This is a genomic window from Dyella sp. 05T440 (assembly GCF_056395965.1).
Genome location: NZ_JBFTKN010000005.1, coordinates 485,096 through 498,208, shown reverse-complemented (window position 1 = coordinate 498,208; position 13,113 = coordinate 485,096). Strand labels below are relative to the sequence as shown.

Annotated in this window: 9 protein-coding genes and 1 pseudogene; 4 read left to right on the top strand and 6 right to left on the bottom strand. The window is 64.0% G+C overall.

Going from position 1 to position 13,113, the window contains the following annotated elements:
- Positions 1-17 precede the first annotated feature (17 nt).
- Both AC1DE1_RS09110 and AC1DE1_RS09105 read right to left on the bottom strand, forming a co-directional pair.
- Entirely contained in the window at positions 18-533 is a 516-nt protein-coding gene (locus tag AC1DE1_RS09110) for a DUF2271 domain-containing protein (RefSeq protein ID WP_441602648.1), read from the bottom strand.
- Positions 534-638: 105 nt separating this feature from the next.
- The gene (locus AC1DE1_RS09105; protein WP_477175442.1) at positions 639-1,283 is read right to left on the bottom strand and encodes a PepSY-associated TM helix domain-containing protein; all 645 of its coding nucleotides are present in this window, start codon (positions 1,281-1,283) and stop codon (positions 639-641) included.
- A gap of 247 nt (positions 1,284-1,530) precedes the next feature.
- On the opposite strand from AC1DE1_RS09105, the gene AC1DE1_RS09100 reads away from it, so the two are divergent.
- The 4 genes from AC1DE1_RS09100 (at position 1,531) to AC1DE1_RS09085 (ending at position 5,265) form a co-directional block, all read left to right on the top strand.
- Positions 1,531-2,220: a response regulator gene (locus AC1DE1_RS09100; RefSeq protein WP_046969994.1), complete on the top strand. Its 690-nt coding sequence runs from the start codon at positions 1,531-1,533 to the stop codon at positions 2,218-2,220.
- Positions 2,217-3,683, top strand: coding sequence for a sensor histidine kinase (locus AC1DE1_RS09095; protein ID WP_441602646.1), 1,467 nt, complete (start codon positions 2,217-2,219; stop codon positions 3,681-3,683). The genes AC1DE1_RS09100 and AC1DE1_RS09095 overlap by 4 nt, the downstream gene beginning before the upstream one ends.
- Before the next feature lie 155 nt (positions 3,684-3,838).
- Positions 3,839-4,654, top strand: a complete 816-nt coding sequence (locus AC1DE1_RS09090) for a hypothetical protein (protein ID WP_477179060.1) — start codon at positions 3,839-3,841, stop codon at positions 4,652-4,654.
- A gap of 14 nt (positions 4,655-4,668) precedes the next feature.
- Complete coding sequence (locus tag AC1DE1_RS09085) at positions 4,669-5,265, top strand: bactofilin family protein (RefSeq protein ID WP_477175440.1); 597 nt, start codon at positions 4,669-4,671, stop codon at positions 5,263-5,265.
- Positions 5,266-5,325: 60 nt separating this feature from the next.
- On the opposite strand, the gene AC1DE1_RS09080 is transcribed toward AC1DE1_RS09085, so the two are convergent.
- From AC1DE1_RS09080 to AC1DE1_RS09065, 4 genes and pseudogenes are all read right to left on the bottom strand, one after another.
- Positions 5,326-6,198 (bottom strand): OmpA family protein, encoded by an 873-nt coding sequence (locus AC1DE1_RS09080; protein ID WP_477175439.1) that lies wholly within the window; start codon positions 6,196-6,198, stop codon positions 5,326-5,328.
- An 87-nt stretch (positions 6,199-6,285) separates the two neighbouring features.
- Positions 6,286-10,416: pseudogene (locus AC1DE1_RS09075) on the bottom strand (YadA-like family protein); the annotation flags it as partial.
- Between the two features lie 381 nt (positions 10,417-10,797).
- Positions 10,798-12,207 (bottom strand): aspartate aminotransferase family protein, encoded by a 1,410-nt coding sequence (locus AC1DE1_RS09070; RefSeq protein WP_121878372.1) that lies wholly within the window; start codon positions 12,205-12,207, stop codon positions 10,798-10,800.
- Between the two features lie 48 nt (positions 12,208-12,255).
- A complete protein-coding gene (locus AC1DE1_RS09065; RefSeq protein ID WP_477175438.1) occupies positions 12,256-12,960 on the bottom strand; it encodes an MtnX-like HAD-IB family phosphatase in 705 nt (234 codons plus the stop codon).
- Between the last annotated feature and the right edge of the window lie 153 nt (positions 12,961-13,113).

Below are 13,113 nucleotides of genomic sequence, written 5' to 3'. Positions count from 1 at the left end.
ATGTTGTTCTCCTTCGATTAGGGGGCGAGATCGACTTTGACGGCACCCAGCTCGCTGCTGCCTTGCGCGGCGAGCTGCTGGGGCGCGGCGGCCGGCCAGGTGAACGGCACGCGCACCACTTCGCGGCCGCCGGTTTCACGCGCGGCTTCCACCACGAGTTCGTATTTGCCCGGCGCCAGCTCAGCCAGGGGCGCCTTGCCTTGATGGAAGCTCAGCTTCTGGTCGCCTGCCGGACGCGTCGCGCCGGACACGCCGTCCACCGGCATCTGCAGGTCGCGACCGCCGCGACGCCACCACTGGCGCAGCTCCGGCAGCCACTTGGTACCGGCGCCTTCCTTCGATTCCTTCTGCGCATACCACACGGCCAGCTGGGCGGCGACGGAATGGTCTTCGCGCTCCACCCACACGGCGGTGTAGGGACGGTGGTATTCCGCCACATTGAGCTGCGGAATCTGCACGGTGACGTTGAGGTCGGCCGCAACAGCCGGGGCGGCCAGCAGGATCGCGGGGATGGTCAGGGAGAGACGGCGCATGGTGTCCTCGGTTGGGCGCGAGCAGAAACGGGGGAAAAAGGGGAAACGCGTATGGGTGCGCGGCGGCCGACCATCATCGTGATGCGCGTGCGCACAGCTTTCATGTCAGTGGATGAAGATCAGCGCGAGCAACAACGGCAGTACCAGGCCGAAGATCACCAACGGCCACGTGGCGCCACGCTGCGCCGCATGCATCTTCAGCAGCAACAGCCCGGTGACCGCGAAGATCACGCAGGCCAGCGCAAACACGTCGATGAACCAGCCCCAGGCAGGTCCGGCATGACGGCCTTTGTGCAGATCGTTGAGATAGGCGATGACGCCGCGCGAACTGCGTTCGCTCTCCACCTTGCCGGTTTCGCGATCGATGCTGACCCACGCGTCGCCACCCGGGCGCGGCATGGAGAGATAGATTTCATCGGATGACCAGTCGCCGGTACGTCCGGTCACATCGACATCGAGTGTGGTCGACACCCAGTCCGCCACCGCGGCCGGCAAGGGCGCGCCCTTGCGTTCGTCATCGCCGCTCACGGCCTTGAGCAAGGCGGTAGGCAGGACGGCACTGTGATGCACGGTGTTGGCCTGCGCCTCGATCTGTCCGGCGTGGTTGAGCGTGAAGCCGGTGATGGCAAACAGCAGCATGCCGACCAGACATAGCGCCGAGCTGATCCAGTGCCATTGATGGAGCTGCTTGAGCCAGAACGCGCGGCTCGATCCCATCCGGTTGTTGTGCGACCGCGCCGCTGATTCCATGCCTGCCTTTCAGAGCCTTTGGATCATCTCTCTTGGATCAGCGCCAAACCGCGTGGACGGGTCATGCAACCCAGTCGCATGCCCGCTGTCTCAACATCCACCAGGGCGCTAAGCTTCCCACCATTCGGGCCGCCCGCTCCTGACGTAGGGCTGGAATGTTGCCACAAATGAGAATCACTCGCAATTCAACGATGATGGGTCTCGCACTTCCCCACCCACCGACCCACCGCCCCTGCTGGATAGCCCCATGCGCATACTGATCGCCGAGGATGACCCCTCCATTGCCGCCGGTGTCAGCGCCGCGCTACGCCAGGGCGGCCATGCGGTGGACAGCGTCACCGACGGCGCCAAGGCCGACGCAGCGCTGCGCGACACCCCGTACGACCTGCTTATCCTCGACCTGGGCCTGCCCCACCTGGACGGCGCCGACGTGCTCCAGCGCCTGCGCAAGCGCGGCACCGGCCTGCCTGTGCTGGTGATCACGGCCCGCGAAGGCCTGCGCGAGCGGGTACGCGTGCTCGACCTGGGCGCCGACGATTACCTGGTGAAGCCTTTTGCGCTGGCCGAGTTCGAGGCGCGCGTGCGCGCCCTGCTGCGCCGCTACACCTCGCAGGGCGCACCCGAACTCACCATCGGGCGGCTGCGGCTGGATCTTCCCGGTCATCGCGCCTGGATCGACGACAAGGCGTTGGAACTTACGGCGCGCGAATTCGGCCTGCTCGAAGCGCTCGCTGCACGCCCCGATCGCGTGACCAGCCGCGCCCAGTTGGTGGAAGCCCTCTGCAGCTGGGACGAAGAACTCACCGACAACGGCCTGGACATCGCCATCTATCGCCTGCGCCGCAAGCTGGCCGACTCAGGCACGCAAGTGCGCACCATCCGCGGCCTGGGTTATCTGCTTGAAGAAGTGAAGGAAGGCAAGGACGCCAAGGCATGAACCGGCCGGCGGCCAAGCAGGACGACTCCTGGCTTTATCGGATCATCGAACCGGATGGCCGGCCCAGCCTGCGCCATCGCCTGCTGTCGTCGCTGCTGGTGCCGCTGATGATGTTGCTGGTGGTCGAGAGTCTGATCACCTACGGCGGTGCGCTGATCTACTCCAACCACGTGCACGACCGCGATCTGGGCGACGATGCGATGACGCTCGCGCAGATGCTCAGCCAGGAAGACCTGGGCGGACAGATCTCGCCGCAGGCGCGCTTTCTGCTCGAGTACGCGCCTGAAGGCCACAACTATTTCAACGTCAGCAGCCAGAAGCACGGCTTGCTGGCCGGTTCTGCGGAATTGCAGCCGGCGCCGTTGAGCGGCGCCAGCTCCGACGGCGAGCCAGCGCTTTACACCACCTCGCTGGTCACGACCACGCAGAAGTTTCGCGAGCTGCGTGCGGCGACGGTGCGCATACCCAATCTGCAGGATCCGACCGACCAGCTTACGGTCACCATGGCCGAGACCTTCCACGATCGTCACCAACGCGCGCGTGAAATCCTGCTGCTGAGCATCCCGGCCCAGGCCCTGCTGATCGCCAGCGTGTTCTTCCTGGTGCTGTACGGCGTGCGCGTGGGCCTGCGCCTGCTTGATCCACTCACGGCGCGGCTGGCCGCGCGCGAACACGACCTCGCCCCGATCGGCGATGCCGATGTGCCGGTGGAAATCCTTCCGCTCACGCGCACCATCGACGGCCTGTTCGCACGCCAGCGCGGCATGCTGGCCTTGCAGGAACGCTTCATTGCCGATGCCGCGCATCAGCTGAAGACGCCGCTTGCCGGCTTGCGCGTACACGTCGAACGCGCCCAGGTTGATCCGAGCAAGGAAACGGTCACCGATGCCTTGCAGCACATCCTGCGACTCACCCAGCGTGCCAGTCGCACGTCCAGCCAGCTGCTCGCGCTGACGCGCGCACAATCGCCCGACCTCAACGAAACCGCGCCCTGTGTGCTGCTGGATCTCGCGCAGGTGATTCCCGAACTGCTGGGTGTGCGCGTGCACGATGCCATCGCCGCGGGCGTGGATCTTGGCTACGAGGGACCGGCCGGACCGGTGTGGATCGACGCCGATCGCCTTTCGCTGCAGGAGATGCTCGACAACCTGATCGACAACAGCCTGCGCTACGCGGGCCGTGGCAGCATTCTCACGATAGGCGTATCGGTGCTCAGCGAAGGCCCATGCGTGAGCGTGGAAGACAACGGGCCTGGCGTGCCGCCTGCCTTCCTTGAGCGCCTGGGCGAACGTTTCTTCCGCGTGCCGGGCATGACGGAAGAAGGCACGGGCCTGGGCTTGGCCATCGTGCAGCGTATTGCCGAGCGCCATCGCGCCACCGTGCGCTTTCTCAATGGCGCGACCGGTGGCCTGCGCGTGGAGATCCTGTTCTCGCCCGCACGCACCTCCCGCTCCGTCAGCTGAGCCTGCGCCGCGCGCAAGCGCAGCACCAGCGTTTGAATCGCCCTTTCAGAGCAGTCTGATGTATTTGTGCGGGCGAAGTCGTGGAACATGCATGGCCTGATGCAAGGACCGGGCGCGCCCGACCTCGGCAGGTCGAACGCCGCACGTCCTTGCCTGTGCAGACGCCACGTACCGCGGGAACGTGGGCACGATGCCAACCACGACTCCCTGCGATGGCCAAGACCAGACAGCGCTCCATTTGGCAACACAACACGTCGCTGTTTCGACGTGTCGCCGCTGAATTTGGCCGCGACGACAAATTGCTTGCCGCACTTCCTCGACTGGCGCTCTCCGACCCCGATCCATCAGTGCGGCGAGCCGCCCTATCGCGCTGCGCTGATCTCGCGGTAGCCCAGGAAGCTTCGTACACCGAAACCGATCCGGAGAATCGCGCGCATGCCCGCGCCCTTTATTTCTCCTTGATGGCGGGCACCCACGAGCGAGCTCCCGAATTCGCCACCCGCCTTCGGCTGGTCGAGGTGCAAACCGATCGGGCGCTGATTCTGCATGTGGCGATCTACAGCCCGGAACCGGACTTGCGCCAGCTTGCGCAACAACGGCTGGAGAGCGACCGCTTTGCGGGAACCAGAGAAATGATCGCGGATCTGGGCTTGTCCGACCCCATCTTCAACAAGGTCCGCTCCCGCGTGGTGCTGCGTCGTGCGATTGTAACGGCGGCCTGCGAAATTGAACGCGCCCTGGCCGCCCATGACGCCAAATCGGCGCTCACCTGGACCGATGCCATGGAACGCTTTGTCGGCGACTGGCCGGCGCGCTGGCCATTGCCGCATTACGTGGCGCGCGTGAGCGGACTGTTGCAGCAAGCGTTGTTCAGCCCGCCAGTGCCGACGATCACTCCGCCGCCGCTGCAGGACACGTATTTTCCGCCGCTGAGATTCAATCTGGCACTCGGCGCCATCCACCCGACATGACTACACCTGGTCGCATGTTCAATCGCAAACGCCCGACACAAGTCGCACACTCCCTCGCCACCAGCCTGATCGCTCACGGAACCCGCATCACGGGTGACGTCAACTTCGAGGGCAGCTTGTTCCTCGAGGGTGAGATCGATGGGCAAATCATGGCGATCGAGCCAGGCGCACTGCTGACGATCGGCGAGCAAGGCCTCGTGCAGGGAGATATACGTGTCCCGGCGGCGATCATCCATGGCAGCGTCTGCGGAGATGTATACGCGATGGAACGGCTCGAACTGGCAGCGACAGCTCGCGTTTCCGGCAACGTTTGCTATGGCTCGATCGTGGTGATCGCTGGCGCGCAGATCGATGGTCGGCTGCAGCATTGCGCTTCGCGCAGCGATGATGGCACTGCGTTGCCTGCTGCGCCCGCCAACGCGATAGCGGTTGCCGTCCCGGAAATCACCGCCGGTTTCAGCGAAGCCGGCGAAGCAAGCTCGCCCCCCTCGCTCATCGCTCACGCGAGCGACTCATCCATGCATGGCACTGAGGCGACCGGACTCAATTCCCTATCGGATAGGCGATCGCGCAAGCGCAACCGACACGATACGAGCAAGCACAACGCCTGATACGACTTGCCCCGCTCGAAGGCGGGGCAAGGCTTCAACGCTACACGACTTGCGATGGGCTCAACCGACGCGAGGCTCGGACTTCAACGCCGTGACCAGCACTTCAACGCGGCGGTTCGCGGCAAGGCAGGCAATCAAGGCGCTGCGTTCGGTCAGGGCGCATGCCTCCACCGGATTGCGCTTGCCGCGACCTTCGGCCTGGATCAGGCGACTGTCCACGCCGTGCGAGATCAGATAGTCCTTCACCGTGTCGGCCCGCTTCTGCGAAAGCGCATCGTTGTAGGCATCGCTGCCCAGACGGTCGGTGTAACCGATCACGCGCACGCTTTGCACCTGGCCCGCATGCACGATGATGCCCTGGGCGAGCTGGTCAAGCTTGGCGCGACCTTCGGCCGACATATCCGACAGTCCCGCCCGATCGAATGCAAACAGCGCATCCGAGCCCAGCGTGAACCGCTCGGTGTTGATGACGGGAGCCACGACGACCGGCGGGGGCGCCGGCGCTTTGGCCACCTGCTGGAAACGCGCACACTCCTCGGGCAGCCAGTAGAAGCGTTGCGCCAGCTTGTCGGTGTCGAACAAAACCTTGAACTGGCAAGTCACCACGTGATCACTCTGCGCCGGTTCGCGGAAGTTGAAGACGTAGTTCCACTCGCGCACGCCCCATATACCCTCGCTGAAATGGGGGTAGCCAATCAGATCGCTGACCTGTTGCTTGTTCAAGCCCGCGTGCACGCGGACCAGGTTGTCGAGGTTGGGAAAGGTCCCGCCCTTGTGCAGCGGCGTAGTGTCGTCGATGTGCGGCCAATTGATGGAGTCGGCAGACTGACCATCCGCGTGGACGTTGCGACTCACATTGCCGCAGGCCGCCAGTGCGAACGCGGCCGCCAGCAAGAGTGGCGCGAGCTTGAAGAACTTGGTGTTGATGTGCATTTTTTTTTGCAAGCCTTTATGTCGATGAATACAAGAGCCATGAAGATCCCTCTGCCGCAACGGCAGAGGAATCTTCATGGCCGGTCCTTACCAGGCCATGCCCGCGCCCACACCCACGCCAAGACCGTCCTGCTGCGAGCCGGTCGCACTGGCCTTGAGGATGTAGCGACCACTTTCAGTGATCGTGGACAGGCCGACCGAAATCGCGTTCTGCCCGTGGTAATTGCCGATGCCCACGCCCACGACGCTTTGATTGGGCTGATAGGCCTGCGGAATATTGGCCGTTGCCAGCGCGGAAGCCGTACCGGCATAAGCACGCTTGCCCATCTGGTTGATCTGCTGGTCGGTGTAGTTCTTTGCCCAGTTCTGCGTATTGACCACCGCGTCATTGAGCTGTCCCACATTCACCGCATCCGTGGTCGCCGTTCCCGCCTGCACGTTGTGGATGCTGGCGCCGCCACCATTCGGATTAAGGGTGACCGCGTTGTAGTTGATGGAGCCGTCGCTGTTGACGTCGTACTGCACGCCACCTGCCTGCGCTGCCTTCAACTGACTCACGTTCACCGCATCCGTACCCTGCGAACCCGCAGCAACATTCGTGATCTGACGCTCGTTGCCCGACGAACCCATCGACACCGCGTTGGCTCGATCGGCGACAGAGGCATTGCCGATAGCGACGCTATTGTTGGCGCTCGCTTGCGAGCCATTGCCCAGCGCCAGGCTGTTATCACCCGAAGCCGTTGCACCTGCACCGCCTGCGGCCGAGTTGTTGCCGGTGGGCGTCGGGGTCGGCGCCTTCTGGTCGGTGCTGGTCTGGAACATGCCGGCCTGTCCCGTGCTGATGTTGGTGATATCGCCGGCAATGTGGTTGACCGTGTTCTCGACGGTGGTCACGCGGCCATCGATCTTGTCGACTGCCTGGTTGGTCGCATACAGCTGCGAGCCATTCACTGCGTCGGTGCTGGTGGACGAGAGCGTCCCCGCCGCCACGTTGGTGATGGTGCGTTCCTGCCCCGCCGCGCCCACGCTCACCGTGCCGGTGGGATTGGCGCCGGCAAAGGTGTAGTTGTCACCGGCGATGGTGGCGCCCGACGTGCCCTTCACTGGCCCAGTCGCCGAGTTCGCACCCAAGGCGACACTGTTGTTGGTGCTTGCTGCAGCGCCATGGCCGATAGCCACACTGTCGGCACCCGTGCTTACTGCCTGGGGGCCGACTGCCACCGAATTGGAGCCCACCGCCTGCGAGTCGGCCAGCGACGAATTGGCATGGAAGTACTTGATGCCGCCGCCACCGTTGATGGTGTTGATCGTGCCGTTGAGCACGTCCACCGCCTGGTTGGTGGCATACAGCTGCGAACCATTGACGGCATCGGTGCTGTCGCCGGAGAGCTGCCCGGCGGCGACGTTGGTGATCTGACGTTCGTTGCCCTTGCTGCCCACGCTCACCACGCTGGTGGGGTTGGCACCGGCGAATTGGTAGGTCTGCCCAGCCACGGTGACGCTGGAAATCGGATTGCTTCTGGAGGTGACCGAGCCTGCACCCAGCGCCACGTCGTTGTCATTGTTGGCCTGGGCGTTGCTGCCCATGGCCGTGGACGATGCGCCGATGGCCTTGGCGCCCACGCCCGCGGCGATGGCATTGGCACCGGTGGCACCATCGTTGTTGTAGTTGCCGCCCTGCGTACCGCTGTCGTTGACGCTGTAGTAATGCGTCTTGGCGCCATTCACCGTGGTGGTGAGCTGGCTGACGTTCACCGCATCGGTCGGCGCCGTGCCGGCGGCGATGTTGGTGATCTTCGTGCCACCCGCATCGATGCCGTTGACGGTGATGCTGGGACCACCGGTGATCACTACACCGTTGGTGTCGATGGTGGTGTTGCCGGTGGTCACGCTGGTGAATTCCGGCTTGTCGGTCATCTCGATCTGCAAGACACCGTTCGCATCCACCTCAGTCCTGAGGTTGTCACCAACATAGGTGCCTGCCGTAGTGCCCTTGCCCTGGATCGACATGGTGTCGCCCAATTTCTTCTGTACCGTGCCGGTGTTGCCGGCAAAGCTCAGCGGCGTATCGGCCAGGTCATCCAGCTGCGACTTGTTCACCGCATCGCTGGGCGCCACGCCGTCCGCGACATTGGTGATCTTGGTGCCGCCGGTCTTGCTCACCGGATCGTAAGTGGGACCGCCCAGCGTGACGCTGTCGTGCGCGCCGGTGTCGTAAATCACGGCATCGGCGGTGGCGCCCTTGAGCTGTGCCACGTTCACCGCATCGCTGTCGGCCGTACCGGCGGCCACGCCGGTGATCTGGCGGAACTTATTGCTGGCCGCATCACCCACGCTGACGCCACCGAGCGTGCTCGCGGTGGCATTGATCGCTGCCGTCTGCGCTGTGGTCGCCGTTACCGGCACATAACCAGCGATGCCTGCTGCGGTATTTGCCACCGACTTGCTGCCGATGGCCACACCATCGGCCACCAAAGCCTTGGCGCTATTGCCCAGCGCGATCGAACTGTCGGCGCTGGCGGTGGCGCCGTAGCCGCCGGCCAGCGTCCTGGCACCGGCCGCATTCGCCCCAAATCCCACGGCCGTGCTGCCGAAACCCGTGGCGCTGGTGGTCGATCCCAAGGCAGTCGCCGTGTCGGAGAGCGCTTGAGCGTTCGCACCCACGCCGGTCGTCATCAGGCCGATCGACACGGAACCATCACCCACCGCAACCGACGACGTGCCGGACGCACTCGCATTGGGACCGACGGCCACTGCCGAGTTGCCAGCCGCCCCGGCGCTCATGCCTGCGGCCAAGGCGTTCGTGCCGGTGGCGCCGTCGTTGTCGTAGTTGCCGCCCTGTACGGCGCCATCGTTGACGCTGAAGTAGTGCGACTTGGCACCGTTCACCGCAGTGGAAAGCTGGTTGACGTTCACTGCATCCGTGAGCGCCGTACCCGCGGCAACATTGCCGATCTTCTGTCCGCCGGCATCGATGCCGTTGGCGGTCATGCTGGGACCACCCGTGATCACCACACCGTTGGTATCGATGGTGGTGTTGCCCGTCGTGACGCTGGTGAACTCCGGCTTGTCGGTCATCTCGACCTGCAATACGCCGCTCGCGTCCACCTCGGTCCTGAGGTTGTCGCCGACGTAGGTGCCGGACGTGGTGCCCTTACCCTGGATCGACATGGTGTCGCCCAGTTTCTTTTGCACCGTGCCACTGTTACCGGCGAAGGTCAGCGGCGTATTGGCCAGATCGTCCAGCTGCGACTTGTTCACCGCATCGCTTGGGGCCACGCCGTTGGCGACATTGGTGATCTTGGTGCCGCCGGCCTTGGTGACCGGGTTATAGGCGGGACCGCCCAGCGTGATGCTGTCGTGCGCGCTGCCGTCGTAGAGCACGGCATCGGCAGTGGCGCCCTTGAGCTGGGCAACGTTCACTGCATCGCTGTCCGCCGTACCTGCGGCCACGCTGGTGATCTGGCGGAACTTGTTGGTCGCGGCATCGCCCACGCTGACCGCACCGAGCGTGCTCTTCGTCGCGTTGATAGCCGCGGCCTGCGCCGCCGTCGCCGTGGCTGGCACGTAGCCGGCGATGCCCGCTGCCGTGTTGGCTGCTGACTTGCTGCCGAGGGCGACGCCATCGGCGACCAAGGCCTTGGCACTATTGCCCAAGGCAGTCGAATTATCACCGCTGGCGCTGGTGCCATAGCCGGAAGCCAAGGCACGGGAACCGGCCGCATTCGCGCCGTAGCCCACGGCGGTACTGCCGAATCCGGTGGCACTAGTGGTTGATCCCAACGCGGTGGCGGTGTCGGCGATCGCCTGCGCGCCCGCGCCCACGCTGGTGGTCATCAGACCAGTGGAAACCGAACTGTCGCCCATGGCGATCGCGGAATTGCCGGAAGCGCTCGCGTCGGTGCCGACGGCCACGCCCGAGCTGCCGGCAGCGCTCGCGCCAACACCTGCCGCAAGAGCGTTTGCTCCGGTCGCACCGTCGCTGTTGTAGTTGCCGCCCTGCACACCGCTATCGTTGACGCTGTAATAGTTGGCCATCAGGGCCAGGCCAGCCTTGAGCCCGGAGCCCGTGGCCGACATGGCAGGTGCGGAGAGTCCGCCGACCAACAAGGCGCCTGCAATGGCAAGACTCAGCTTGGCCGATCCCGGCTTCTTGTGGCCCTTGGCCAACTCAGAAGCGACCACGAAGCACTGCTTCTGGGCATCCCAAACGACGTTATAGATTTTGTTCACGACAAGTCCTTTCCAGCGAACGAAGGCAGCAACGTAAAATCGCCGCCATGCTAGAAATCACTTGAACTTGAACAAATAAGGCGCGCTCTCAAATGCACTTCGGTCGATTTCTCTACCGAGAGAAAATGTCCGACTTTTCATTGCACTTGCTTGCGGTGTCAGCGAGCGACCACAAGCAGTCGGACTGCGCGCTGTCGCTTAGATGAGTGCACGGATGAGAGGTAACTCGCTCGAGCCGACAAACGCCGCCCAAAAAAATACGGCGATGCATGAGCATCGCCGTTCGTCACACTTCCCCTGCATGGGAACTACTTGAGACAAACCACAGACAGACGCCGCGGGTTTTCACCCGCGGCGTCGTGTTGATTACATCGCCTTCTTGGCCTTGGTCAGCAGCTGATCGAGCAGTGCGATGGCCAGGTCGATTTCTTCGTGCGTGATGTCCAGCGACGGCGCGAAGGTGATCACGTTCTTGTACCAGCCACCCACGTCGAGCACGAGGCCGATCTTCTTGCCGTTGTGCTCCAGGTCGCCGGCCAGGCCGATGTCGACCATCTTGTCGAGCAGCGCCTTGTTCGGCGTGAAGCCGTCGTCGGTGCAGATCTCGGCGCGCATGGCCAGGCCGAGGCCGTCGACGTCGCCGATTTCCTTGTGGCGCTTCTGCAGGTCGCGCAGGCCTTCGAGGAAGTGCGCACCCTTCTTCGGCACGCTGGTCTCGTAGTCCAGCTCGTAACCCATCTTGATCACTTCCAGACCCAGTGCGGTACCGAGCGGGTTGGAGTTGAACGTGGAATGCGTGGAGCCCGGCGGGAAGATGGTCGGGTTGATCAGCTCTTCGCGCGCCCACAGGCCCGACAACGGATTCAGACCATTGGTGAGCGCCTTGCCGAACACGATGATGTCCGGCGTCACGCCGAAGTGCTCGATCGACCACAGCTTGCCGGTGCGCCAGAAACCCATCTGGATTTCGTCGACCACCATCAGGATGCCGTACTGGTCCAGCACCTTCTTCAGATCCTTGAAGAAGTTCATCGGCGGCAGCACGTAGCCGCCGGTGCCCTGGATCGGCTCGACGTAGAACGCGGCGTACTCAGCCTGATTGACCTTGGGATCCCACACGCCGTTGTATTCGGTTTCGAACAGGCGGGCGAACTGGCGCACGCAGGCATCGGAATATTCTTCCGGCGTCATGCCCTTGGGGCGGCGGAACGGATACGGGAACGGCACGAACATCGCGCGCTCGCCGAAGTGGCCGAAGCGGCGACGGTAGCGGTAGCTCGACGTGATCGACGAAGCGCCGAGCGTGCGACCGTGGTAGCCGCCCTCGAAGGCGAACATCAGGCTCTTACCGCCGGTGTAGTTGCGCACCAGCTTGAGCGAGTCTTCCACCGCCTGCGCACCGCCGACGTTGAAGTGCACGCGGCCCTTCAGGCCGAACTTCTGCTGCGCGTCGACGGCAATGGTCTTGGCCAGCTCGATGCGGGTCTGGTGCAGGTACTGCGAAGCCACCTGCGGCAGCACGTCGATCTGGTTCTTCAGCGTGTCGTTCAGGCGCTTGTTGCCGTAACCGAAGTTCACGGCCGAGTACCACATCTGCAGATCCAGGAAGCGCGTGCCGGCGGTATCGATCATCCAGCTGCCTTCGCCGTGGCGGAAGATCTTCGGCGGATCGACGTAATGCACGGTATCGCCAAAGGAGCTCCACTGGGCCTCATCGGCCAGCAGCTGGGCGTCGGGAATAACGACGCCAGCGGCGTTCTTGTCGTATGCGTTCATCAGGAAATCCGGAATAGATCAGAAAGGGGTGGAACGGGCGAGGCCCGTTCAGGGGATCGTGACGGCCACGGCCGGTTCGCCCGGCGTGTGTTCGGCCAGCAGGCTGCCGTCGAGCAGACGGGGCAGCAGCTCCAGCGCATCCTCGAAGCCGGTGATCGGCACATAGGGGATGCCGGCGGCGCGGCAGTGCTCGATCAGGCGATGCTTGGCGAACACGAAATCGACGCGGTCGGCCGCGCAGAAGTCCGAGGCGCCGTCGCCGATCAGCAGGGTCTTGGTGCCCGTCTTGGCGGCCTGGGCCGCCACGGCGCACTTGCAGGTGCCGCTGCGGCAACCGTCCGCCTGGAACGGCGAGGTCAGCTGCCACTGACGCGGCGGCGTGGCCGGAGCCAGGTGGTTGGCGGCCAGCGGCAGATCGTCCAGGCCGTAACGGCCAAGGATCTTGTGGATGGCGTAGTCGAGGCCGTCGCTCACCACCCGCAGCGGGGTCGACAATTCGCGCGTCCTGGCCACGAAGGCCGGGAACGCGTGGTCGATCCACAGCGAGGAGAGATGCTTGTCCAGCGCTTCCTGGGTCATGTCCAGCAGACCCACCTGCCCGGTCATGCATTCGCGCGAGCCGATGCGGCCGGCACGCCAGTCCTGCTCCAGCGTTTCCCAGCCGGGACGGCCGAAACGGTCGAGCAGGGAGTCGATCACGTCCTCGACGGAAATGGTGCCGTCGAAATCGCAGAGGATGGTCCAGCCTGTCACTCGGTGAAGCTCCGCCAATGCAGTGTGATGACAAGACTAGAAAGACACCCCTTTCGGCCCCCTTTCTTGCCGAAAGTTGCTGCGTAAAAACGGGTATTCTGGTGTCGGCCGTCAATAAGCTAGTTGAAGGCTTGCTCCGGTATGCTAGGGAAC

Excerpts from the sequence above, each read along its gene's own strand:
- AC1DE1_RS09110 (WP_441602648.1), bottom strand. The coding sequence starts at position 533 with ATGCGCCGTCTCTCCCTGACCATCCCCGCGATCCTGCTGGCCGCCCCG.
- AC1DE1_RS09105 (WP_477175442.1), bottom strand. The coding sequence starts at position 1,283 with ATGGAATCAGCGGCGCGGTCGCACAACAACCGGATGGGATCGAGCCGC.
- AC1DE1_RS09100 (WP_046969994.1), top strand. The coding sequence starts at position 1,531 with ATGCGCATACTGATCGCCGAGGATGACCCCTCCATTGCCGCCGGTGTC.
- AC1DE1_RS09095 (WP_441602646.1), top strand. The coding sequence starts at position 2,217 with ATGAACCGGCCGGCGGCCAAGCAGGACGACTCCTGGCTTTATCGGATC.
- AC1DE1_RS09085 (WP_477175440.1), top strand. The coding sequence starts at position 4,669 with ATGTTCAATCGCAAACGCCCGACACAAGTCGCACACTCCCTCGCCACC.
- AC1DE1_RS09080 (WP_477175439.1), bottom strand. The coding sequence starts at position 6,198 with ATGCACATCAACACCAAGTTCTTCAAGCTCGCGCCACTCTTGCTGGCG.
- AC1DE1_RS09070 (WP_121878372.1), bottom strand. The coding sequence starts at position 12,207 with ATGAACGCATACGACAAGAACGCCGCTGGCGTCGTTATTCCCGACGCC.